Genomic DNA, 22,017 nt, shown 5'->3' with positions numbered 1-22,017 from the left:
GCAGGGGATTCGATCCACGTACTGCGGATCGAATGACGTGATCGCCTGCATCAATTCTGCTTAACGGCGAGATTTCTGTCGTTGCTGGACCGTGGAACGGTGTGCCGACGTGCCTGCGATCACAATGCGGCGTGCACGCCACGGATTCTGATATCGCCCTTCGCCGCAGGCTGCCAGCCTGCTGTCGAACGTGCTTGGGCGGATATCAAGGAACCTTGCGATGGATAGCGACAGCGGCCCTGGCGACATGGGCGATGCAGGGCCGGGCAGGGACCACCTTGCAGGGGTGATCCTGACCCTGATGCTGGGTGGCAGCGTGATCGCGCTGGTGGGGCAGCACACCGCCGCACAGGCAGGCCCTGCGATCGTGTTGAGCCTGTTGCTGGCTGCGCTGGGCACCGCGCCGCTGCTGTATTGCCTGCACATCCTGGGCCGGCAGCTGCCGGTGGCCGAGGGCCTGCACGGCCTGCTGCGGGCGCGTTGGGGCAGGGTCCCGGCCGGCCTGCTCGGCGCCGCGCTGCTGGTGGAACTGATGGCGACCAGCGCCGGCGTGGCGCAGTCCATGGCCAGCCACGTGCATGCGCTGCTGGCCAGCTGTGGCATCGAGGCCGGTAACGCGATGCCGGTTGCGCTGATGGCCACCCTTGGCCTGCTTCTGCTTGGGCTGATCGGATTGCTGCCACCGAGGCGTGGGGCGCTGGTGGCCTGTGCGTTGCTGACGGTGAAGCTGGGCACCGGCCTGTTGCTGCTGGTGCTGGCGGCCCGCCATGTGCACTACGCGCTCTGGATACCGTGGCTGCCGGAGGCCACGGCGCCCTATCGCTTCGGGCCAGGAGGAGTGCTGGCAGCCAGCGTGCCGCTGCTCGGCATGTTTGCCTGTGCCGGCCTGGTGCTGGGATTTCCCGGCGTGTGTGGCCAGGTGCGGACGCGACAGGCAGCGTTGCTGGCGAGCACGCTGCTGCTGGCCATGCTGCTGCTGATCGTGCTGGCCGCGTTGCAGTCCGGCCTGGTCGAGTTTCCGGCCTTGGCCAGTACGCGGCCGTTGTCGGTGGCATTGCAGCAGCACCCGCAACTGCAGTGGATGATGCCGCTGCTGCCACTGGCGGGGGCGAGCGGGTTGGCGGCACTCCTGCTGGTGCTGCTGCGGGTGGCTGCGCGGTTGGCAACGCAGTTGTGGACGGCGGCCCGCGATGCATCGCATGGGCGTGTTGCGCCGCCGATGCCGGTCGCGGTGGTGCTGGCCGCGGCGCTGCTGGCGCTGGCGATGCCGATGGGCACATTGCCGGTGCTGCCTGGGCCGGCAACCCTGCTGGTGATGGCGGCGCTGTGCCTGGCTGCCCTGCGCGCGCAGGTTCCGCTACCACGCGCCCTGCCGGTGCTGGCCCCCCTGGCCGCCGCGCTGTGCCTGTTGGCCGCCGCGGAACGGATGCGTGCGTGGCCCGGCTGACGACCAGGCAAGCCTCCCATGCGTGGAGGCTTCGGCCTGCGTCGCGCACAAAAAAAAGCCACCCTCGCGGGTGGCTTCTTCGTTGCCGGCAGGGCGGCGACTCAGTGCGTGGTCGTTGCCGGGTTGCCTGCGTCCTGGGTCAGCAGGCGGTTGACGTCCTGCAGCTCGGCCACATCCAGTGCGCCCAGCGACTGGCTCAGCAGCAGGCGGTTCTGCAGGAAGGTGTAGCGGGCGTTGGCGTAATCCAGCTGCGCCGAGAACAGGATGCGCTGGTTCTGGATCACGTCCAGCACGGTACGGGTACCGACTTCCAGGCCAACCTGCGAGGCGTCGTACGCGCTCTGCGCCGAGACCACCGCCAGGCGGCGGGCTTCCACTTCGCTGATGCCCTGCACCAGGGTCTGGTAGGCGTTGCGGGTGTTGCGGTCCAGGGCACGCTTCTGCTGTTCGTAGCCGTCCTGGGCGATGTCACGCTGGGCCAGCGCCTGGCGCACGCCGGACTGGGTGGCACCGCCGGAGAAGATCGGCACGCTCAGGGTCAGGCCGATGCTGTTGGTGCGTGCGTCCGGCGACAGCGAGCCGGCACCGGTGCTGTCACCCCAGGTCGCGCTCTTGCCCCAGCTGCCGCCCAGCGACAGGGTCGGGTAATGGCCACCGCGGGCGGCCTGCACGCTGGCTTCGGCGGCACTGACCTTCAGTTCCTGCGCCTTCAGCGCCGGATTCTGGTTGGTCGCCTGGTGCACCAGTTCGTCGATGTTGCCGCGGTTGGCCGGCACTTCCGGGCGGAAGTCCGCCGGCAGGCCACGCAGGTTGACCACCGGCTGGCCGGTCAGTTCGGTCAGGGCCTGGTAGTTATCGGCCAGGGTGTTCTGCGCAACGATGGTGTTTGCGCGCGCCTGGTCGTACTGGGCGCGTGCTTCATGCACGTCGGTGATTGGCGCCAGGCCCACTTCCAGGCGCTTGTCGGCGAAGTCGAACTGCTTCTTCGCGGCCGCTTCATTGGTCTGTGCGGCGTTCAGCGATTCGATCGCCACCAGCACGTTGAAGTAGGCCGCCGAGGTGCGCACGATCAGGCTGTCGTTGGCCGAGTCGAGGGTGAAGTCCGCCGCCTTGCTCAGTTCGCGCTGCGAACGCAGGTTGTTGATCTGGGTCCAGTTGAACAGCGTCTGGCTGCCGTCGATCGTGTAGTTGCGGCGCTTGCTGGTGACCGTGCCGGAGTTGGCGTCATGGTCGGCTTCGCTGCGCGAGCGGTTCAGCGTGGCCTGGCCATTGATCTGCGGCAGCAGGGCGGCGCGCGCCTGCACGGCGCCTTCCTTGTCGACCAGCCGGGTCGATTCGGCGGCGGACAGCTGCGGATCGCCGTTGCGCGCCATCTCGTAGACCTGCAGCAGGTCGGCGGCATGGGCGGACAACGGCAGCAGGGCAGTGGCCAGCGCAACAGCGAGGGATCGGCGGATCATTGCGGCTTCCTTGGACTCAGAGGTGGAACTGGGGTGCCGGGGCGGCACCGCGCAGGTAATCGATATCGGTTTCGAACAGCGATTCGGTGCTGCCGTCGGCCTTGACCAGCAGGGCCTCCATCGCCGGCGAGCGGCCCTGGATCACGAACAGGCGGCCACCCGGACGCAGCCACGAGGCGAACTGTGACGGCACCACGTCGACCGCACCAGTGACACAGATCACGTCAAAACGGCGTTCGGTCTGCCAGGACAGGGCGTCGGCCACTTCCACACGGACATTGGTGCCCAGGCCGGAGGCGTCCAGACGGGCGCGTGCGGCGGCGGCCAGTTCCGGGTCGATCTCCAGGCTCAGCACGTCGCGCGCCAGCGCGCCGATGCAGGCAGCCAGGAAGCCGCTGCCGGTGCCGATCTCCAGCACTTCGTCACCCGGCTGCAGGTCCAGTGCCTGCAGGGTACGGCCCTCGATGACCGGCTTCATCATCTTCTGGCCATGGCCGATCGGCAGTTCGACGTCGGCGTAGGCCAGCGCCCGGTGCGCGTCGGCGACAAAGGCCTCGCGCGGCAGGCGGGCGAGGACGTCGAGCACCTTGATGTCCAGCACGTCCCAGGGACGGATCTGCTGTTCCACCATCAGTTCGCGGGCGTGGGCGTAATCAATCGTCATGAGGTTCAAATCCAGCGCAGTGGGCCGGCCATTTTACCGGTGCCGGAGGCCGGCGGCGCGCCCAGAGCATCAGCTGCCGGGTGGCCGGGGTCGCAGTGCCGGAAGTCATCGCGACCTCCGGTTCGTTCAGTTTTGGTTATCCGGCCGTCCCGGCCCCTCGCGGCGCATAGGCGCGCAGGAAGAAGTCGATGCTGGCGGTCACGTGGGTCAGAGGGTCGCACTCCACCGGTGACAGTGGCATGCCGCACATCATATGCATGTGCACTTCGCCCTTCACCAGGGTCAGGAACTGCTGGCCGGCGAGATAGTAATCGGCAATCTCCAGCTCGCCGCGTTCGCCGCGCGCGCGCAGGAAGTCGGCCAGGGCCGCGCAGGTACGTTCCGGGCCGGCCTGCCAGAACAGCTCGCGCAGGCGTTCATCGGTTTCCGGGGCCATCATCATGCGCTGGATCGAGATTGCCGCATCGGAGGTGATCAGCTCGAAGAAGGCCAGGCCGATGCCGATCAGCTGGTCGCGCAGCGGGCCGTCCGCGTCGGCCACGAACAGGGCGTCGGGCAGCATTTCAATGCATTTGGACTGCACGGCCTCGGAGAACAGGGTCTCCTTGTCGCCGAAATGGCTGTACACGGTCAGCTTCGAGACGCCGGCCTGAGCAGCGATGGCGTCCATGCTCACGCCGGTATAGCCCTGTTCGATGAACAGTGCCTTGGCTGCTTCAAGGATCGCCGCGCGCTTGCCGAGATCCTTGGGGCGCCCGGGTCCGGCGGCCTTGGCAGCAGGCTTGGCCGACGGCTTGCGGGAAGTAGGAGAACTCATCGCAACAATACTAGACCAAGCGGTTCGATATTTATACTATACCGACCGGTTTATTAAATTGGGCCGGCAGTCGCGGCTCCCCCCTTGTTGGACCCTGCGTTTTCAGGACGTTGACTGATGAAGATCGTGCGCTGGATGGGCGGTATGGTGTGGGTGGCTGCGCTGGCAGCCTGTTCGGGACAGGAACAGGCGCCGCAGGCGGCCGTGCCGGTGCTGGTGGTTCACCCTGGCGAGCAGGCCGGGCAGGCGCCTGCGGCGTTCCCGGGCACGGTGCGCGCACGCCAGGAAAGCCCGCTGTCGTTCCGCGTCGGCGGCAACCTGGTCAAGCGCCACGTCGATGCCGGCCAGCGGGTGAAGAAGGGCGACGTGCTGGCCGAGCTGGACGTGGCCGACTTCGCGCTGCAGGCCCGCGCTTCGCAGGCCCAGCTGGCCGCGGCCGAGGCCGACCTGGTGCGCGCCCGCGACGACCTCAAGCGCTATCAGGTGCTGGCCGACCAGCAGCTGGTCAGCCGCTCGCAGCTGGACCAGCAGTCTGCCGCGTTCAAGGCCGCGCAGGGCCAGGCCAATGCGGCGCGTGCCAACCTCGATGTGCTGCGCAACCAGGCCGATTACGCGCAGCTGCGTGCACCGGCCGACGGCGTGATCGCCAGCCGCGAGGCCGAAGCCGGGCAGGTGGTGTCCGCCGGCCAGACTATTTTCAACCTGGCCGCCGACGGTGGCCGCGAAGTGCTGATCGACCTGCCCGAAGCCACCATCCGCGATTACGCGGTCGGCCAGCCGGTCGAGGTGGAACTGTGGAACCGTCCGGGCCAGCGCCTGCCAGGCACGATCCGCGAGATTGCCGCCGCTGCCGATCCGCAGGCACGGACCTATGCGACCCGGGTCAGCCTGGCGGCCGATGCACTGGCTGATGTGGAGCTGGGCCAGAGCGCACGTGTCTACAGCAGCGCCGGCCGCCACGGCACCCTGCAGCTGCCGCTGGGCGCGCTGCAACGCGGTGCCAACGGTGCCGCCAGCGTGTGGGTGGTCGATCCGGCCAACAGCACGCTGAAGGCTGCGGCGGTCACCACCGGTGCCTACGGCAGCGAGACGGTGCCGGTGCTCACGGGCGTCGGCGCAGGCGACTGGGTGGTCGCCGCCGGTGGCCATCTGCTGCGTGCCGGCCAGCCGGTGATCGCCGTGGACCGGCAGAACCGCCCGGTGCTGAAGCCGGCCGCGCCGGCCGCCGCCGCCAAGGCCAAGGAGTAAGCCGGTGCGCCGCTTCAATCTTTCCGAGTGGGCGTTGGCCAACCGTCCACTGGTGCTGTTCGCGATGCTCGCCTTCGCGCTGATCGGCGCGTGGTCATACAAGCACCTGGGCCAGTCCGAGGATCCGCCGTTCACCTTCAAGGCGATGGTGGTGCGCACGCTGTGGCCGGGTGCCACCGCCGAGCAGGTCTCGCGGCAGGTGACCGAGCCGATCGAGAAGGCGCTGATGAACACCGGCGAGTACGAGTTCATCCGCTCGTACTCGCGCCCGGGCGAATCGCAGGTGATCTTCATGGCCCGCGACAGCCTGCGTTCCCGGCAGATTCCGGACCTGTGGTACCAGGTGCGCAAGCGCGTGGGCGACATCCGGGCGACGCTGCCGCGCGAGATCGTCGGCCCGTTCTTCAACGATGAGTTCGGCGACACCTACGGCAACATCTACGCGCTGACCGGCAAGGGCTTCGACTACGCCGTGATGCGCGACTACGCCGACCGCATCCAGCTGGAACTGCAACGCGTGCCCGACGTCGGCAAGATCGACCTGGTCGGCCTGCAGGACGAGAAGGTGTGGATCGAACTGTCCAATACCCGCCTGGCGACGCTGGGCGTGTCGATGCAGCAGGTGCAGCAGGCGCTGGCCGACCAGAACGCGATCACCGGCACCAGCTTCTTCGAGACCGCCACTGATCGCGTGCAGCTGCGCGTGACCGGCCAGTTCAACGATATCGAGGCGATCCGCCAGTTCCCGATCCGGGCAGGCGACCGGACCGTGCACCTGGGTGATATTGCCGAGGTGAAGCGCGGCTTCGCCGACCCGGCGTCGCCGAAGATGCGCTTCATGGGCGAAGAAGCGATCGGCCTGGCGGTGGCGATGAAGGACGGCGGTGACATCCTCAAGCTCGGTGCCAACCTCGATGCCGAATTCGAGCGTCTGCAGAAGACCCTGCCGGCCGGCATGCAGCTGCGCAAGGTGTCCGACCAGCCGCAGTCGGTGGAAGAGTCGGTGGGCGAGTTCGTGCAGGTGCTGACCGAGGCGGTGGTGATCGTGCTGCTGGTCAGCTTCTTCTCGCTGGGCCTGCGTACCGGCCTGGTGGTGGGGGTGACCATTCCGCTGGTGCTGGCGATGACCTTCTTCGTCATGCACTACTTCGACATCGGCCTGCACAAGATCTCGCTGGGCGCGCTGGTGCTGGCACTGGGCCTGCTGGTGGACGATGCGATCATCGCGGTGGAGATGATGGCCACCAAGATGGAACAGGGCTACGACCGCCTGCGCGCGGCCAGCTTCGCCTGGGAGTCAACCGCGTTCCCGATGCTGACCGGTACCCTGATCACCGCGGCCGGCTTCCTGCCGATCGCCACAGCGGCATCGAGCACCGGTGAGTACACCCGCTCGCTGTTCCAGGTGGTGACCATCGCGCTGGTGGTGTCGTGGATCGCAGCGGTGCTGTTCATTCCGTACCTGGGCGACAAGATGCTGCCGGACCTGTTCAATCCGCAGCCGCCGAAGCCGGGCAGCCTGTCCGCGCGCTGGCATGCCAGGCGCCAGCAGTGGGCCGACCGCTACCCGGCGCTGGCCAACCTGATCGCGCCGCCGCAGCACGGGCACGACCATGACCCGTACCAGCGCCCGTTCTACCGCAGCTTCCGTCGCTTCCTCGACGCCTGCCTGCGTCGTCGCTGGTGGGTGATCGCCGCGACCATCGCCCTGTTCGTGTTCTCGCTGATGATGTTCCGCTTCGTGCCGCAGCAGTTCTTCCCGGATTCGACCCGGCCGGAGCTGATGGTGGACATCGAGCTGGCCGAGGGCGCGTCGCTGCGCTCGACCCAGGCCCAGGCCGAGAAGCTGGAAAAGCTGCTGTCCAGCCGCGACGGCATCGCCAACTACGTGTCCTATGTCGGCACCGGCTCGCCGCGCTTCTACCTGCCGCTGGACCAGCAGCTGCCGGCGACCAACTTCGCCCAGTTCGTGGTGCTGGCCAAGGACATCAAGTCGCGCGAAAGCACCCGCGACTGGCTGCTGCACGAGGTGATCCCGAAGTTCCCGGATGTGCAGATGCGCGTGACCCGCCTGGAGAACGGCCCGCCGGTCGGCTACCCGGTGCAGATGCGCATTTCCGGCGAGCACATCGAGAGGGTGCAGGCGATCGCGCGCCAGGTCGAGGCCAAGGTGCGTGAGAACCCGCATGTGATGAACGTCAACCTGGACTGGAGCGAGCCGAGCAAGGTGGTGCGGCTGGTGATCGACCAGGAGCGTGCCCGCGCGCTGGGCGTGAGCAGTGCCCAGGTCAGCCAGTTCCTGTCCAGTTCGCTGGCCGGGCAATCGGTGAGCGTGTACCGCGAAGGCAACCGCCAGATCGAGATGCTGCTGCGTGGTCCGGCCGATGAGCGCAACCAGCTGGAACTGCTGTCGAGCCTGTCGATGCCCACCGCCAACGGCGGCAGCATCACGCTGTCGCAGGTGGCGACGATGGAGTACGGCTTCGAGGACGGCATCATCTGGCACCGCAACCGACTGCCGACGGTGACCGTGCGCGCCGACATCAGCGATGGCATGCAGCCGCTGGACGTGGTGCACCAGATCCTGCCGACGCTGGACGGCATCCGCGCCGAACTGCCCAGCGGCTACCTGCTGGAAACCGGCGGCACGGTCGAGGATTCGGCCCGCGGCCAGAACTCGATCAAGGCCGGCATGCCGCTGTTCCTGGTGGTGGTGGCGACGCTGCTGATGCTGCAGCTGCGCAGCTTCTCGCGCGCAGCGATGGTGCTGGTGACCGCGCCGCTGGGCATCATCGGTGCGACCCTGTTCCTGCTGCTGTTCCGCGCGCCGTTCGGCTTCGTGGCACTGCTGGGCACGATCGCACTGGCCGGCATGATCATGCGCAACTCGGTGATCCTGATCGACCAGATCCAGCAGGACATCGACGCCGGGCATGACCGCTGGCATTCGATCATCGATGCCACGGTGCGCCGCTTCCGCCCGATCGTGCTGACCGCGCTGGCTGCCGTGCTGGCGATGATTCCGCTGTCGCGCAGTGCGTTCTATGGCTCGATGGCGATCTCGATCATGGGCGGCCTGATCGTGGGAACGGTGCTGACCCTGGTGTTCCTGCCGGCGTTGTATGCGGCGTGGTTCCGGGTCAAGCCGGACGAATCCGGGGCATGATGCCCCGGGTTGCCCTGCCTCGGCCTCTGGCAGGTGCCAACCTTGGTTGGCACTGACGCATGCATCCACGCATGGCGTGGATGGATCTGCTCGCGGGATCTGCTTTCTGTAGAGCCGAGCCATGCTCGGCTGCTCTTCGCGCGATGATGGGATGAGTCGAGCATGGCTCGACTCTACAGAAGCATCCACGCATGGCGTGGATCTACTGCAGCTGCAGTCCGGTGCGCAGCAATGGCAGCAACCACTCGATGAACACCTGCACGCGGTGCGGGCGATGCTGCCGGTGCGGCTGCAGCAGGGTTACCGGCAGCGGCTGTGCGACGTGCTGCGGCAGCACTTCCATCAATGCGCCTGATTGCAGTTCGGCCTGCACGTCGTAGCGCGGAATCTGCAGCAGCCCGAGCCCAGCCACGCAGCAGGCAATCGACGCCTCGGCGCTGTTCACCCGCACCCAGCCTGGCATCGGTAGCGTGTGCAGCTGGCTGCCGTCCTGCCACTCCCACGCTTCCACCCGCGCCGTGGTCGGCGAAGCGTAGTTCACCGCGCGGTGCTGCTGCAGATCGGCAGGATGCTGCGGTACGCCGTGCTCGCGCAGATAGGCCGGTGCGGCAACGTTGACGAAATCGAGCTGGCCCAGGGAGCGGGCCACCAGACTGGAGTCGCTCAGCTGGCCGACGCGCAGTACGGCATCGCAGCCATCTTCGATCAGGTTCACCGCACGGTCGGTCATGCCCAGGTCCAGCTCCACCTGCGGGTAGCGTGCAAAGAAGTCGGGCAGGGCCGGGGCGAGGATGCGGCGGCCGATGCGGCTGGGCACGTCGATCTTCAGCAGTCCCACCGGCTGCGCGTCGTCCTGGCGGAACAATGACTCGGCGTCCTCGACCTCGGCAATCAGGCGCAGGCAACGGGCATGGAACACGTCGCCATCGTGGGTGGTGGAGACCCTGCGGGTCGAACGCTGCAGCAGGCGGGTGCCCAGCCGCTGTTCAAGTTCAGCGATGGCCGCTGACACCGTCGAACGGGGCAGGCCGAGCTGGTCGGCGGCGCGGGTGAAGCTGGCGCACTCCACCACGCGGGTGAAGATGCGGAAGCGATCGATCCGATCCATTGTTCGCTGGCTCTGGAAAGTTAAGTCAATGTGGCGGGCTTTATCCGCGTTTTCTGCACGATATCGTCGTCAGGGCAGGGTTGCCACCCCGGGCAGCCCCCTCCCGAGACCAACGCCATGACCGACCATTCCCTCAAGGGCAAGACCGTGCTGATTGCCGGTGGTGCCAAGAACCTGGGTGGCCTGCTGGCCCGCGACTTTGCCGCGCAAGGGGCCAGGGCCATCGTCATCCATTACAACAGCGCCGCCACCCAGGCCGATGCCGAAGCCACCGTTGCCGCCGTGCAGGCCGCTGGCAGCACGGCCGTCGCCCTGCAGGGAGACCTGACCTCGGCCGCGGCGATGGAGCGCTTGTTCGCCGATGCGGTGGCTGCGGTGGGCCGTCCCGACATTGCGATCAACACGGTCGGCAAGGTGCTGAAAAAGCCGCTGCTGGAGATCAGCGAAGCGGAGTACGACGAGATGAGCGCGGTCAATGCCAAGGCCGCGTTCTTCTTCCTCAAGGAGGCCGGTCGCCACGTCAATGATGGTGGTCGCATCTGCACCCTGGTGACCTCGCTGCTGGGTGCGTTCACCCCGTTCTATTCCAGCTATGCCGGTACCAAGGCGCCGGTGGAACACTTCACCCGCGCAGCGTCGAAGGAATTCGGCGAGCGCGGCATCTCGGTGACGGCCATTGGCCCGGGTCCGATGGATACGCCGTTCTTCTATCCGGCCGAGAGTGCCGATGCGCAGGCGTACCACAAGACCGCGGCGGCGCTGTCGGCATTCACCCGTACCGGCCTGACCGACATCGCCGACATCGTGCCGTGGATCCGCTTCCTGGTCACCGATGGCTGGTGGATGACTGGCCAGACTATCCTGGTCAATGGCGGTTACACCACCAAGTAGAGGCGAATCACGCGCGATTGCGGCGGACCTGAAGCGTCGTGCCATGCTCGACGCTTCATCCTGCAGGCCGTCCACGGGCACAATAGCCGGCTGTCCTGGGCCCGGAGTGCCAGCATGTTCCCTCGCACGTTCCATGCTTTCACGTTGATGTTGATTGCCTCCAGCAGCGTTGCCGATGCAACGCCCGCAGGAACCGATGCCCAGCAGTTCCAGCAGAACCTGATCGCAGTGCTGGAATGCCGCGCGACACCTGCGGTGCGGCAGGCACTGGGCAGCCAGCTACGGGCCGTCCGCTATGGCTCTGCAACGGAACGGCCGGCACACCTGCGTGGCTGGCGCTTCATCGCAGCCGATCACCCCGGGATCGAGAGCGCGGCCACGCGCATCGAACTGCCTGCGCCCATCACCGCCAACGGCATCACCACCCGCGAGCTGCTGGCCGATGACCTCGGTTTGGGCATGTCCCTCGATGCGGTGCAGCGTGAGCGCATCGTGGCCGAGGACGGCATGCAGATGCGGATCAGCACGCTGCACGAGCCGTTCCGGGCCTGGTGGCGACCAGCGTCGGACGTTGCTGCGGCGGCACAGGCCTGGCGGGTGATACGAAGCGAGGGCGCAGGCAACCGCCTGTCGTGTGATTACCGGGAGCGATATCAGAAACTGGACGACCAGCAGGCGGCCGACCGCCTGCGCGAGGACCTGGTAGCGGTTCTGGAGTGCCGCGCGGACGTGGCGGCCTGGCAGCGCTTTGGCGAATTCTGGACGCGTGTCAGCGCGCACAGCCCGCTTGGGTGGCCGGCGCAGGTACGCGCGCTGGATGCACCTGCATGCATGGCCCGCGAAGGCGGCTCCCGTTGTGAGCGGATAACGCTCGATGCGCCGATCACCGTGCATGGCCTGGCCGTGTCGTCGGTGATGATCGAGCCCAGTTACGCGTCAGGCCATGTTGCAGCGGACCTGGGCGTGGTGCCCGTCGACGATGCACTTAAGGCTGCGATTCCAGGTGCTACGGCGGCCGGGGAAATCATCTGGACCTTGCCGGCAGCACCTCTGCAGGAACGGCCGCGCGAGCGCTTCGTGGTGCGCACCGACGATGGGCGCACCTTGATGGGGTGTGCGACGTCCAAGGCGATCCACAGCGGACGGTAGCCCGACGCGTGCGCGCCGGTGCCGGGCAGTGCCCGGCACCGTCATGCATCAGCCCAGCTTCGCCAGCACCGCATCCGTCGCGGCGGCGGTGCTCACCGCCTGGCCCTTGGCGGCCAGGTCGGCGGTGAACACGCCCTCGTCCAGCACGGCATGCACCGCGGCTTCCACCGCCGCGGCTTCGGCGTCCAGCCCCAGCGAATGGCGCAGCAGCATCGCTGCGCTGAAGATCGTCGCGTACGGGTTGGCGATGCCCTTGCCGGCGATGTCCGGGGCCGAGCCATGGATCGGCTCGTAGATGCCGACTGCGCCCGGTTCGCCCAGCGACGCCGACGGCAGCAGGCCCAGCGAGCCGGCCAGCATCGAGGCCTCATCGGTGAGGATGTCGCCGAACATGTTCTCGGTGACGATCACGTCGTACTCGCGCGGCTTGGCCAGCAGGTGCATGGCCATCGAATCAACCAGCTGGTGTTCCAGTGCCACGTCCGGGAACTCCTCGCGGCCGATGCGTGCGGCCACGTCACGCCACAGGCGCGAGGTTTCCAGCACGTTGGCCTTGTCCACCGAGGTGACCTTGCCACGGCGCTGTTGCGCCAGGCGGAAGGCACTGCGCAGCACGCGCTCGATCTCGGCCACGGTGTAGCGGCACAGGTCGCTGGCGCTGTCGGCGTCGCGGGTCTTGTCGCCGAAGTAGATGCCGCCGGTTAGTTCGCGTACCACCACGAAGTCCACGCCCTGCAGCAGCTCGGCCTTGATCGGCGAGGCGTGCAGCGCCGCCTCGTGGGTGCGCACCGGGCGCAGGTTGGCATACAGGCCCAGCGCCTTGCGGATTGCCAGCAGGCCCTGTTCCGGGCGCACCTTGGCGTTCGGGTCGGACCACTTCGGGCCACCGACCGCACCCAGCAGCACCGCGTTGGCGGCCTGGCAGGCGGCCAGGGTGGCGGCCGGCAAGGGTTCGCCATGGCGATCGATGGCGATGCCACCGATGTCGTGTTCGCTGAAAGCAAAGGTGTGGTTGAAGCGTTCGGCGACGGCCTTCAGGACGGCAACTGCCGCGGCGGCCACTTCCGGGCCGATGCCATCACCGGGCAGGACAACAATTTCAGCGTGCATGCTCACTCTCGTAACGTTCGATTTCAGGGACACGGCCCAACAGATACCCCAACTGGTCGACACCTTCCAGCAGGCAGGTCTGCGAGAAGCCATCCAGCGGGAAGGAATAGACGCGGCCATCCGGGGTGCGCAGTTCGCGCGCGGCCACGTCGATGGTCAGTTCATCGTCCGGGCGCTGCATCAGCGCCTGCACGTCGGCCTCGTCCAGCACGATCGGCAGCAGGCCGTTCTTCAGCGAGTTGCCGCGGAAGATGTCGGCGATCTCGCTGCTGACGATGGCGCGCAGGCCGAGGTCGGTCAGCGCCCACGGTGCGTGCTCGCGCGAGGAACCGCAGCCGAAGTTGCGGCCCGCCAGCAGGATGCTGCGGCCGGCGTTGTGCGGCTGGTTGAACGCGAAGTCGGCCACCGGCGAACCATCGGCCTGCCAGCGCCAGTCATTGAACGCATTGCGGCCCAGGCCGGCACGTTCGGTGGTGGACAGGAACCGCGCCGGAATGATCTGGTCGGTGTCGATGTTGGTCTGGCGCAGCACCACGCTGGCCGAGCTCAGGGTACGGAAACCGGCCATCACGCCACCTCCTGTGCGAACAGTTCGCGGGTATCGGCCACCTGGCCCTTCACCGCCGCCCATGCCGCGCTCATCGGCGACGCCAGCAGAGTGCGTGAACCGGGGCCCTGGCGGCCCTCGAAGTTGCGGTTGCTGGTGCTCACCGCCAGCTGGCCCGGGGCGACCAGGTCACCGTTCATGGCGATGCACATCGAGCAGCCCGGCTCGCGCCATTCGGCACCGGCCGCGCGCACGATCTCATGGATGCCTTCGGCCTCGGCCTCGCGCTTGACGATCTCCGAGCCCGGCACCACCAGCATGCGCACGCCGTCGGCGACGCGGCGTCCGCGCAGCACCTGCGCCACTTCGCGCATGTCACTCAGGCGACCATTGGTGCACGAACCAACGAACACCACATCCACCGGCGTGCCGGCCAGCGCCTTGCCGGCCTGGAAGTGCATGTAGTCCAGGCCCTTCTGCGCGGCGGCATCGTTGGCGGCCGGAATCGGCGCATCCACCGCGATGGCAGTACCCGGATGGGTGCCCCAGGTCAGGGTCGGGCGGATATCGGCGGCGTCGATGTGCACTTCGCTGTCGAAGCGTGCGCCGTCATCGCTGCGCAGCTGCTGCCAGCGCGCCACGGCGGCCTCGAAGTCGGCGCCCTTGGGGCCGCGCGGGGTGTTGGCGACGAAGTCGAAGGTGACCTGGTCCGGCGCGACCATGCCGGCACGCGCGCCGGCCTCGATCGACATGTTGCACAGGGTCATGCGCTGTTCCATGTCCATCGCCGTGATGGTGCTGCCACGGAACTCGATCACGTGGCCGGTACCGCCGTTGACGCCAATCACGCCGATGATGTGCAGGACCACGTCCTTGGCGCCGACGCCAGGTGCCAGCGGGCCGTCCACGGTGATCGCAAGGGTCTTGGCCTTGCGCTGCAGCAGGCATTGCGTGGCCAGCACGTGGCCGACTTCGCTGGTGCCGATGCCGAACGCCAGCGAACCGAACGCACCATGGGTGGAGGTGTGGCTGTCACCGCAGACGATGGTCATGCCGGGCTGGGTGAAGCCCTGTTCCGGTGCGATCACGTGGACGATGCCGCGGTTGTCCGAGGCCATGTCGAACAGCTCGATGCCGTGCTCGGCGCAGTTGCGCGCCAGCGTGGCGACCTGCGCCTCGGAGGCGGCACTGGCGTAGGGCAGCGTGCCGTCGGCGGCAGCCGGCAGGGTCGGCGTGGAGTGGTCCATCGTCGCCTTGGTGCGGTCCGGCCGGCGCGGCGACAGGCCGCGCTCGCGCAGCTCGGTGAACGCCTGCGGTGACGTGACCTCATGGATCAGGTGCAGGTCGATGTACAGCACGGCGGGCGCGCTGTCGGATTCGGGAACCACCACGTGGGCGTCCCACAGTTTGTCGTACAGGGTGCGGGGTGCGGAAGTCATGCGTGTGCCTGGCAGAAGTACGAAGGTGCGGACATCGGGAAAGATAACGAACGGATCATGTCAGCGGCGACGGGCGAGTACCCGCAGCCGCACGTAGTCGGCCAACGGCTGGCCGGCGGCGTTGCGCGGCAGATCGGCCAGCAACGCGGTGGCGGCCTCGCGCACGGTGGCGCGGACCTCGGCGGGCAGATCGTCCAGCAACGGCGCAGCGAATACCCGCAGCCATCCGGCCACACCGGTCGGTAGCGGGGTTGGGCGCGGCGTGCACTCGATCAGCTGCACCTGGAAGCCATGCTGGCGCAGGCGGTCGGCGTAGGCGTCGGCACTGGGGAAATACCACTGGAAGGCGCTGGCACCGTGGCCATGCGCCACGCGCGCGGCCTGTACCGCGGCGATGATCGTGGCCACATTGCCATGGCCACCGAACTCGGCAACAAAGCGGCCCCCCGGGCGCAGGGCACGACGCACGCCTTCCAGTACGCGGTCAGGCGTGCCCATCCAATGCAGGGCGGCATTGCTGAACACTGCGTCGAACTCGCTGTCGAACGACAGCGCATGGCCGTCCATCACCTGCGCATCGACACCGCGCGCACGGGCCGCAATCACCAGTTCCGGCGACGCGTCCACGCCGTGGATGCGTGCGCCGCTGAGGGCCAGTTCGGTGCTGAGCACGCCATCGCCACAGCCCAGGTCGAGGATGCGTTCACCGGCGCGCGGGTCGAGCAGGCGCGCCACCGCGCCGCCGAGCAGCGGCACGAAGCCGGCGTCGATCGCATAGTCCTGGGCGTTCCAGTGCTGCCCTGCAGGCAGCGCAGTGGTGTCGAAGGCGCTCATGGCGGGTTCCTCAGGCGGTGGCGGGGGTGGGAATGTCGGTGCTGCTGTGGGCGGCGGCCTGGCGCTGGCGCAGCAGGCGGTTGGCAACATCCAGCCAGGCCAGCGCGGAGGCTTCGATGATGTCCTTGCTGGTGCCGGTGCCGTCGTACTCCACGCCCTCGTGGCGCACGCTCAGGTTGGCTTCGCCGCGCGCATCGGCGCCGATGCCGACGCTGTGCACGTGGTAGCTGTCCAGCATCAGCTGCACGCCGGTGGCCGCCGACAGCGCGCCGAACAGCGCATCGACCGGGCCGTCGCCCTGCGCGGTCTCGGCCACGCGGTTGCCGTCCGGGTCGGACAGTTCGACCAGCGCGTTGGCGCGGCTGCCGACGTCACTGATGGTCATCGACGCCAGGCGATAGCCCTGCGCGTTGGAGCCGCCCTGCATCAGCGTCTGCAGGTCGGCATCGGTGACCACGCGCTGCTGTTCGCACAGGCCCTTGAACTGCTCGAACACCAGCTTCAGTTCGTCTTCGTCCAGCCAGAAGCCCAGCGCACGCAGGCGCGCTTCGACGGCGGCGCGGCCACTGTGGCGGCCCAGCACCATCTGCGAGTCTTCCCAGCCCACATCTTCCGGGCGCATGATCTCGTAGGTGCCGCGATGGCGCAGCATGCCGTGCTGGTGGATGCCCGATTCGTGGGCGAACGCGTTGGCACCGACGATGGCCTTGTTGCGCTGCACCGGCATGCCGACCAGGCGCTGCAGCAGCTGAGAAGTGCCGACGATGCGCGGGGTGTTGATCGCGCTGTCCTGCTCGTAGAAGGCCTGGCGCACCTTCAGCACCATCGCGATCTCTTCCAGCGAGCAGTTGCCGGCGCGCTCGCCGATGCCATTGACGGTGCATTCGACCTGACGCGCACCGCCTTCGATGGCGGCCAGCGAGTTGGCAACGGCCAGGCCCAGGTCGTTGTGGCAATGCGCGCTGAAGATCACGTTGGCGGCATTGGGAACGTCGGCGACGCCGGCGATGACCTGCTGGAACATCGCGCGGATCTCTTCCGGCGTGGTGAAGCCGACGGTGTCGGGCAGGTTGATGGTGGTCGCGCCGGCAGCGATGGCCACGCGCGAAACTTCAATCAGGTAGTCCAGCTCGGTGCGGGTGGCATCCTCGGCCGAGAATTCGACATCGTCGATGTACGAGCGTGCCAGTGATACGTGCTTGCGTACCGACTCCAGTACCTGCTCGCGGGTCATCCGCAGCTTGTGCTCGCGGTGCAGCGGGCTGGTCGACAGGAACACGTGCAGGCGCGGGTTGGCAGCCGCTTCCAGTGCGCGTGCCGAGGTTTCGATGTCGGCCTGCAGGCAGCGCGACAGCACCGCCAGGCTCAGGCTCGGGCGGCGCAGTTCGCGGCCGATCAGGGCCATCGCCTCACGGTCGGACTGCGAGCTGGCCGGGAAGCCGGTCTCGATGATGTCCACGCCCAGTTCGTCCAGCGCACGCGCCATCACCAGCTTCTGCGGCGGGCTCATGCTGCAGCCGGGGGACTGCTCGCCGTCACGCAGGGTGGTGTCGAAGATGCGGATGCGCGGGGTGGTAATTCGTTCAATGGTGGTCACAGGGAAATCTCCTCGACAGCGGGTGCGACGGCTTGCAGGTGGGAAGGGGAAGAGGCAGGGGATGCGGGGGCGCTGGCCTTGCCGGGCGAGCGCGGCGTTTCGCTGCGCCGTCGCCGTGGCTTGCGCGGTGGGCGCGGACGGATGTCGGTGAGCAGGCCGGCCAGGACGCCGGCATCGATGTTGCCGCCGGAGACCACCGCGCACTTGCGACGGCCGGCGACGCGGCGGCCGGCGGCCAGCGCCAGCGCACCGGCGCCCTCGGCGATGATGTGTTCCTCCAGTGCCAGCCGGACCAGGGTTTCGCGCAGCTCGGCCTCGCGCACGATCACCACGTCGTCCAGCAGCGAGGTGCACAGCCGGCGGGTCAGGAAGCCGGGGACCTTCACCCGTACGCCATCGGCCAGCGAAGCGGCCGGGGCGATCTCGCGGACGTCGCCACGGATCGCGCGCGCCATCGAATCGACGCCTTCCACCTGCGCACCCACCACGCGAACGCCCTGCGATTTCAGTGCCAGCGCGACGCCGGAGGCCAGGCCGCCACCGCCGATCGGCACGATCACCACATCCGGTGCGTGTGCGGCCAGTTCGATGCCGACCGTGCCCTGGCCGGCGATCACGTCGGCATCGTCGAACGCGGACAGGAAGCGGTAGCCGTGGCGCTGCGCCAGTTCCACCGCGAAGGCATAGGCCTCGTCGTAGCTGTTGCCATGCTGGCGCACGGTGGCGCCCCAGTGGGCGACGCCGGCGATCTTGGTTGCCGGAGCGCCGTGCGGCATCACGGTGATGGCGGGCACGTCCAGGCGGTAGGCGGCCCACGCCACGCCCTGGGCGTGGTTGCCGGCCGAGGCGCAGATCACCGGCCGGGTGTCGCCGCGCTCGCGGCCGGCCAGCAGCGCGTTCAATGCGCCGCGTACCTTGTAGGAACCGGTGCGCTGCAGGTTTTCCAGCTTCAGCCAGGTACCGAAGCGCTCTGCGTGGTGCAGCGGCGTGGGTGGCAGGAAGCGGCGCAGGCGGGCCTGCGCAGCCAGTACGTCGGCGACGCTTACGTCGCCGACATCGCTTTCCTGGCTGGCATCAGCGGCCGGCATGGGCCACCAGCGGGGTGCGGTCGACCGCCGCATGCGGGCACGGGCGGCGAAGAAGACGCCTCCGTACCGGCACCGTGGTCGCTACGGTACGGGTGTTCATACGGAGGCTCCTTCCACGGCAGTGACCTGCACGGACACGCAGTCGTAGATCTTCTCGATCTGCCGGCACAGCGTTTCCGCCGGGCGCTGGCCATCCACCACCAGCTGCAGGTGCCAGCGGCCATCGTCGGCCGCCACCGGCGCGCCGCTGATCGCACGCGGCGCGAAGCCACGGCGTTCGGCCATGCCGATCACGCGCAGCAGCGCGCCTTCGGCCGGGTGCAGCACCAGGTCAAGCCGGTAGTGCATTGGGGGTCTCCTGGCGGGCGTGGGCGGGATTGCTTTCCAGCATCGTGCTGTTGGCGGTGTTCGGCGGCACCAGCGGCCACACGTTGGCGCGTGCATCGATGGCCACGTGCAGCAGGGCCGGGCCCGGCTCGGCCAGCAAGGCAGCCAGGCCACCTTCCACGTCATCGCGTGCGTCGATGCGGGTCGCGGCGATGCCGAACACCTGCGCCAGCGCCACGAAGTCCGGGTTGTCGGACAGGTCGATCTCGCTGTAGCGCTCGGCGAAGAACAGCTCCTGCCACTGCCGCACCATGCCCAGCGAACTGTTGTCCAGCAGCACGATCTTCACCGGCAGCCGGCAACGCGCGATGGTGGCCAGCTCCTGCACGTTCATCATGAAGCTGCCGTCGCCGGACACCAGTACCACCGTGCGATCGGGGCAGGCGAACTGGGCGCCCATCGCCGCCGGCAGGCCGAAGCCCATGGTGCCCAGCGCGCCACTGGTCAGGTGGTTGCGCGGGTGGTTGAAGCGGCAGTGCTGCGCCACCCACATCTGGTGCTGGCCGACGTCGCAGGCGACCACCGCATCGGCCGGTGCCAGCTCGCTCAGGCGCTTCAGCAGGGCCGGGGCGTAGATGTGCTGGCCCGGTGCGTCGTAGCGCGCGGCGAATCGATCACGATGCTGCGCACAGCGCCTGCGCCATGCGTCCTGGTGGGCCTTGGGGGAGGGGAAGGCCGCACGCAGGGCGCGGATGGCATGGCCGACATTGCCGGGCACGGCGACGTCGGCACTGCGCAGCTTGGAGATCTCGTAGGCGTCGGCATCGATGTGGACGACACGGGCGAACGGCGCGAACTCGGCCAGCTTGCCGGTGGCACGGTCATCGAAACGTGCCCCCAACACCAGCAGCAGGTCGCTTTCCTGCACCGCCATGTTGGCCGCGCGGGTGCCGTGCATGCCCAGCATGCCCAGCGACTGCGGATGGCTGGCCGGCAGAGCGCCCAGACCACGCAGCGTCATCACGGTGGGGATGGCGCTCGCCTCGACGAAGTCACGCAGGTCCTGCACCGCATCGCCGAGCGCGATGCCGCCGCCGGCGTAGACCACCGGCTTCTCGGCCGCGGCCAGCGCGGCAATGGCTTCGGCGATGGCGACCTCGGCCGGGGCCGGCGGCGGCTCGGCGCTGCTCGGCACGTGCGCCGGCAGATGGCTGGCATCGGCCAGCTGCACGTCCTTGGGCAGGTCGATCAGCACCGGGCCGGGCCGGCCCTCGCGGGCGATACGGAACGCATCGGCGACCACGCGCGGCAGGTCATCGACACTGCGCACCAGCCAGCTGTGCTTGACGATCGGCAGGGTCAGGCCGAACACATCCAGCTCCTGGAAGGCGTCGGTGCCCAGCAGCGGCGTGGCGACCTGGCCGGTGATGCAGACCATCGGCACCGAATCCAGCATCGCATCGGCGATGCCGGTGACCAGGTTCGAGGCGCCCGGGCCGGAAGTAGCCACGCAGACGCCGACCTGGCCGCTGGCGCGGGCGAAGCCATTGGCGGCCAGCGCAGCGCCCTGCTCATGGCGTACCAGGATGTGCTTCAGCGACGAGTCCACCAGCGCGTCGTAGAACGGCATGATGGTGCCGCCGGGATAGCCGAACAGCGTGCGGACGCCTTCGGCTTCCAGCGCCTGGGTCAGCCAGCGCGCGCCGTTGGGCGGCGCGCTGCGGTGTGTCGAAGAGTTCATGGGGAACCTTGCAAAGCGGGTGGGGGAGGGCCGCGCGGTTACGCGGCCTGTCCTTGCAACCAGACCATCTTGGCGCGCAGTTCCTTGCCCACCTTTTCGATCGGGTGCTCCAGGTCGGCCTGCTTGAACTTGTTGTAGTTCGGCAGGCCCGCTTCGTACTCGGCCACCCAGTTCTTGGTGAAGGTGCCGTCCTGGATGTCCTTCAGCACTTCCTTCATGCGCGCCTTGGTGCCGGCGTCGATCACGCGCGGGCCGCTGACGTAGTCGCCGTACTGCGCGGTCTCGGAAATGAATTCCAGCATGCGCGAGATGCCGCCTTCGTAGAACAGGTCGACGATCAGCTTCAGTTCGTGCAGCACTTCGTAGTAGGCGATCTCCGGCTGGTAGCCGGCTTCGACCAGGGTCTCGAAACCGGCCTGCACCAGCGCCGAGGCGCCGCCGCACAGCACCGCCTGTTCGCCGAACAGATCGGTCTCGGTTTCTTCCTTGAAGGTGGTCTGGATCAGGTTGGCGCGGGCGCCGCCCAGGCCACCGGCATAGGCCAGGGCGTAGTCGGCGGCCTTGCCGCTCTTGTCCTGGTAGACCGCCCAGATGCACGGCACGCCGCGGCCGATTTCATACTCGCGGCGCACCAGCGCGCCCGGGCCCTTCGGCGCGACCAGCACCACGTCCAGGTCCTCGCGCGGCTTGATCATGTCGAAGTGCACGTTCAGGCCGTGCGCGAACAACAGCACCGCGCCCTGCTTCATGTTCGGCGCCAGCACGTCGTCGTAGAGCTTCTTCTGCACCATGTCCGGGGTCAGCACGGCGACCAGGTCGGCGTCCTTCACCGCTTCGGCCGGTGCTTTCACGGTGAAGCCGTCGGCCTGCGCCTTGACCTCGGTCGGGCCGCCCGGACGCAGGCCTACCACCACGTCGAAGCCGGATTCGCGCAGGTTCAGTGCGTGGGCGCGGCCCTGGCTGCCGTAGCCGATGACGGCGATCTTGGTCTGGGGCAGGTCGTTGGTGCTCATGGGGGAGGTTCCTTGCGGTGGGAAGAAAAAAGAACGGCCGGTCGTCGAGGTGACGTGCCGGCCGGTCAGGGGAAAGCGGTGGAGGAGGTGCCACGCATCGCACAGGCACAGCTACCACAAGGCGTCGTGGTGGTGTGGGTCCTGGTTTTGAAGGTGGCGTTGTTCATGGTGGTTGCGTCTGAAACCAGGTCCTGAAATGAAAAAACCCGCACCGGGGCGGGTGCGGGTTTTTGATGAGTTCCGGTGTGTTTGTTGCTTACACGCTGGCTCGTCCCGCACCTGTGGGTTGGGTAATAAGTACGAGCACAAGAATCGAACGCAGCGATGCGGCGCCGGTGTCGGCGGCTTCGATGTGGGTTCGCGGTGGCGTG

18 protein-coding genes are annotated in these 22,017 nt (G+C 68.0%); 5 read left to right on the top strand and 13 right to left on the bottom strand.

Annotation, left to right across the window (positions count from 1 at the left end):
• The first annotated feature begins 220 nt into the window (after nt 1-220).
• The gene (locus VN11_RS18090; RefSeq protein WP_053450741.1) at nt 221-1,447 is read left to right on the top strand and encodes an amino acid transporter; all 1,227 of its coding nucleotides are present in this window, start codon (nt 221-223) and stop codon (nt 1,445-1,447) included.
• A 101-nt stretch (nt 1,448-1,548) separates the two neighbouring features.
• On the opposite strand, the gene VN11_RS18085 is transcribed toward VN11_RS18090, so the two are convergent.
• The 3 genes from VN11_RS18085 to VN11_RS18075 all read right to left on the bottom strand — a co-directional run bounded on the left by VN11_RS18085 (nt 1,549) and on the right by VN11_RS18075 (nt 4,388).
• Entirely contained in the window at nt 1,549-2,907 is a 1,359-nt protein-coding gene (locus VN11_RS18085; RefSeq protein ID WP_053450740.1) for a TolC family outer membrane protein, read from the bottom strand.
• Nucleotides 2,908-2,923: 16 nt separating this feature from the next.
• A complete protein-coding gene (locus tag VN11_RS18080; RefSeq protein WP_006468193.1) occupies nt 2,924-3,571 on the bottom strand; it encodes a protein-L-isoaspartate O-methyltransferase family protein in 648 nt (215 codons plus the stop codon).
• 136 nt (nt 3,572-3,707) lie between these two features.
• A complete protein-coding gene (locus VN11_RS18075; protein WP_008264859.1) occupies nt 3,708-4,388 on the bottom strand; it encodes a TetR/AcrR family transcriptional regulator in 681 nt (226 codons plus the stop codon).
• A 117-nt stretch (nt 4,389-4,505) separates the two neighbouring features.
• On the opposite strand from VN11_RS18075, the gene VN11_RS18070 reads away from it, so the two are divergent.
• Together VN11_RS18070 and VN11_RS18065 are read left to right on the top strand one after the other, a co-directional pair.
• The gene (locus tag VN11_RS18070; RefSeq protein ID WP_053450739.1) at nt 4,506-5,636 is read left to right on the top strand and encodes an efflux RND transporter periplasmic adaptor subunit; all 1,131 of its coding nucleotides are present in this window, start codon (nt 4,506-4,508) and stop codon (nt 5,634-5,636) included.
• Between the two features lie 4 nt (nt 5,637-5,640).
• Entirely contained in the window at nt 5,641-8,802 is a 3,162-nt protein-coding gene (locus tag VN11_RS18065) for an efflux RND transporter permease subunit (protein WP_053450738.1), read from the top strand.
• A 202-nt stretch (nt 8,803-9,004) separates the two neighbouring features.
• On the opposite strand, the gene VN11_RS18060 is transcribed toward VN11_RS18065, so the two are convergent.
• On the bottom strand, nt 9,005-9,910 hold the full coding sequence (locus VN11_RS18060) for a LysR family transcriptional regulator (protein ID WP_053450737.1): 906 nt from the start codon (nt 9,908-9,910) through the stop codon (nt 9,005-9,007).
• A gap of 117 nt (nt 9,911-10,027) precedes the next feature.
• Between VN11_RS18060 and VN11_RS18055 the strand changes: the two genes are divergently transcribed.
• Both VN11_RS18055 and VN11_RS18050 read left to right on the top strand, forming a co-directional pair.
• Entirely contained in the window at nt 10,028-10,801 is a 774-nt protein-coding gene (locus VN11_RS18055; RefSeq protein ID WP_053450736.1) for an SDR family oxidoreductase, read from the top strand.
• Between the two features lie 114 nt (nt 10,802-10,915).
• Entirely contained in the window at nt 10,916-11,950 is a 1,035-nt protein-coding gene (locus tag VN11_RS18050) for a hypothetical protein (protein WP_053450735.1), read from the top strand.
• Nucleotides 11,951-11,998: 48 nt separating this feature from the next.
• Here VN11_RS18050 and leuB read toward each other — a convergent pair whose 3' ends face one another.
• The 9 genes from leuB to ilvC form a co-directional block, all read right to left on the bottom strand.
• Complete coding sequence (gene leuB, locus VN11_RS18045) at nt 11,999-13,060, bottom strand: 3-isopropylmalate dehydrogenase (protein ID WP_053450734.1); 1,062 nt, start codon at nt 13,058-13,060, stop codon at nt 11,999-12,001.
• On the bottom strand, nt 13,050-13,628 hold the full coding sequence (leuD, locus tag VN11_RS18040) for a 3-isopropylmalate dehydratase small subunit (protein ID WP_053450733.1): 579 nt from the start codon (nt 13,626-13,628) through the stop codon (nt 13,050-13,052). The genes leuB and leuD overlap by 11 nt, the downstream gene beginning before the upstream one ends.
• Entirely contained in the window at nt 13,628-15,046 is a 1,419-nt protein-coding gene (leuC, locus tag VN11_RS18035; protein ID WP_053450732.1) for a 3-isopropylmalate dehydratase large subunit, read from the bottom strand. Before leuC ends, leuD begins: the two co-directional genes overlap by 1 nt.
• A 60-nt stretch (nt 15,047-15,106) precedes the next feature.
• Complete coding sequence (locus VN11_RS18030) at nt 15,107-15,880, bottom strand: class I SAM-dependent methyltransferase (RefSeq protein ID WP_053450731.1); 774 nt, start codon at nt 15,878-15,880, stop codon at nt 15,107-15,109.
• A gap of 10 nt (nt 15,881-15,890) precedes the next feature.
• Nucleotides 15,891-17,477, bottom strand: a complete 1,587-nt coding sequence (locus VN11_RS18025; RefSeq protein ID WP_053450730.1) for a 2-isopropylmalate synthase — start codon at nt 17,475-17,477, stop codon at nt 15,891-15,893.
• Entirely contained in the window at nt 17,474-18,565 is a 1,092-nt protein-coding gene (locus VN11_RS18020; RefSeq protein WP_053450729.1) for a threonine dehydratase, read from the bottom strand. The genes VN11_RS18025 and VN11_RS18020 overlap by 4 nt, the downstream gene beginning before the upstream one ends.
• 96 nt (nt 18,566-18,661) lie before the next feature.
• Nucleotides 18,662-18,913: an ACT domain-containing protein gene (locus tag VN11_RS18015; RefSeq protein ID WP_005419108.1), complete on the bottom strand. Its 252-nt coding sequence runs from the start codon at nt 18,911-18,913 to the stop codon at nt 18,662-18,664.
• The gene (gene ilvG / locus VN11_RS18010) at nt 18,897-20,633 is read right to left on the bottom strand and encodes an acetolactate synthase 2 catalytic subunit (protein ID WP_053450728.1); all 1,737 of its coding nucleotides are present in this window, start codon (nt 20,631-20,633) and stop codon (nt 18,897-18,899) included. Before ilvG ends, VN11_RS18015 begins: the two co-directional genes overlap by 17 nt.
• 38 nt (nt 20,634-20,671) lie before the next feature.
• Nucleotides 20,672-21,646: a ketol-acid reductoisomerase gene (gene ilvC / locus VN11_RS18005; RefSeq protein ID WP_008265163.1), complete on the bottom strand. Its 975-nt coding sequence runs from the start codon at nt 21,644-21,646 to the stop codon at nt 20,672-20,674.
• Nucleotides 21,647-22,017 lie beyond the last annotated feature (371 nt).

This window comes from Stenotrophomonas maltophilia (assembly GCF_001274595.1).
GTDB lineage: Bacteria > Pseudomonadota > Gammaproteobacteria > Xanthomonadales > Xanthomonadaceae > Stenotrophomonas > Stenotrophomonas forensis.
The sequence above is the reverse complement of the archived record's forward strand: the minus strand, read 5'-3'. Positions and strand labels throughout refer to the sequence as shown.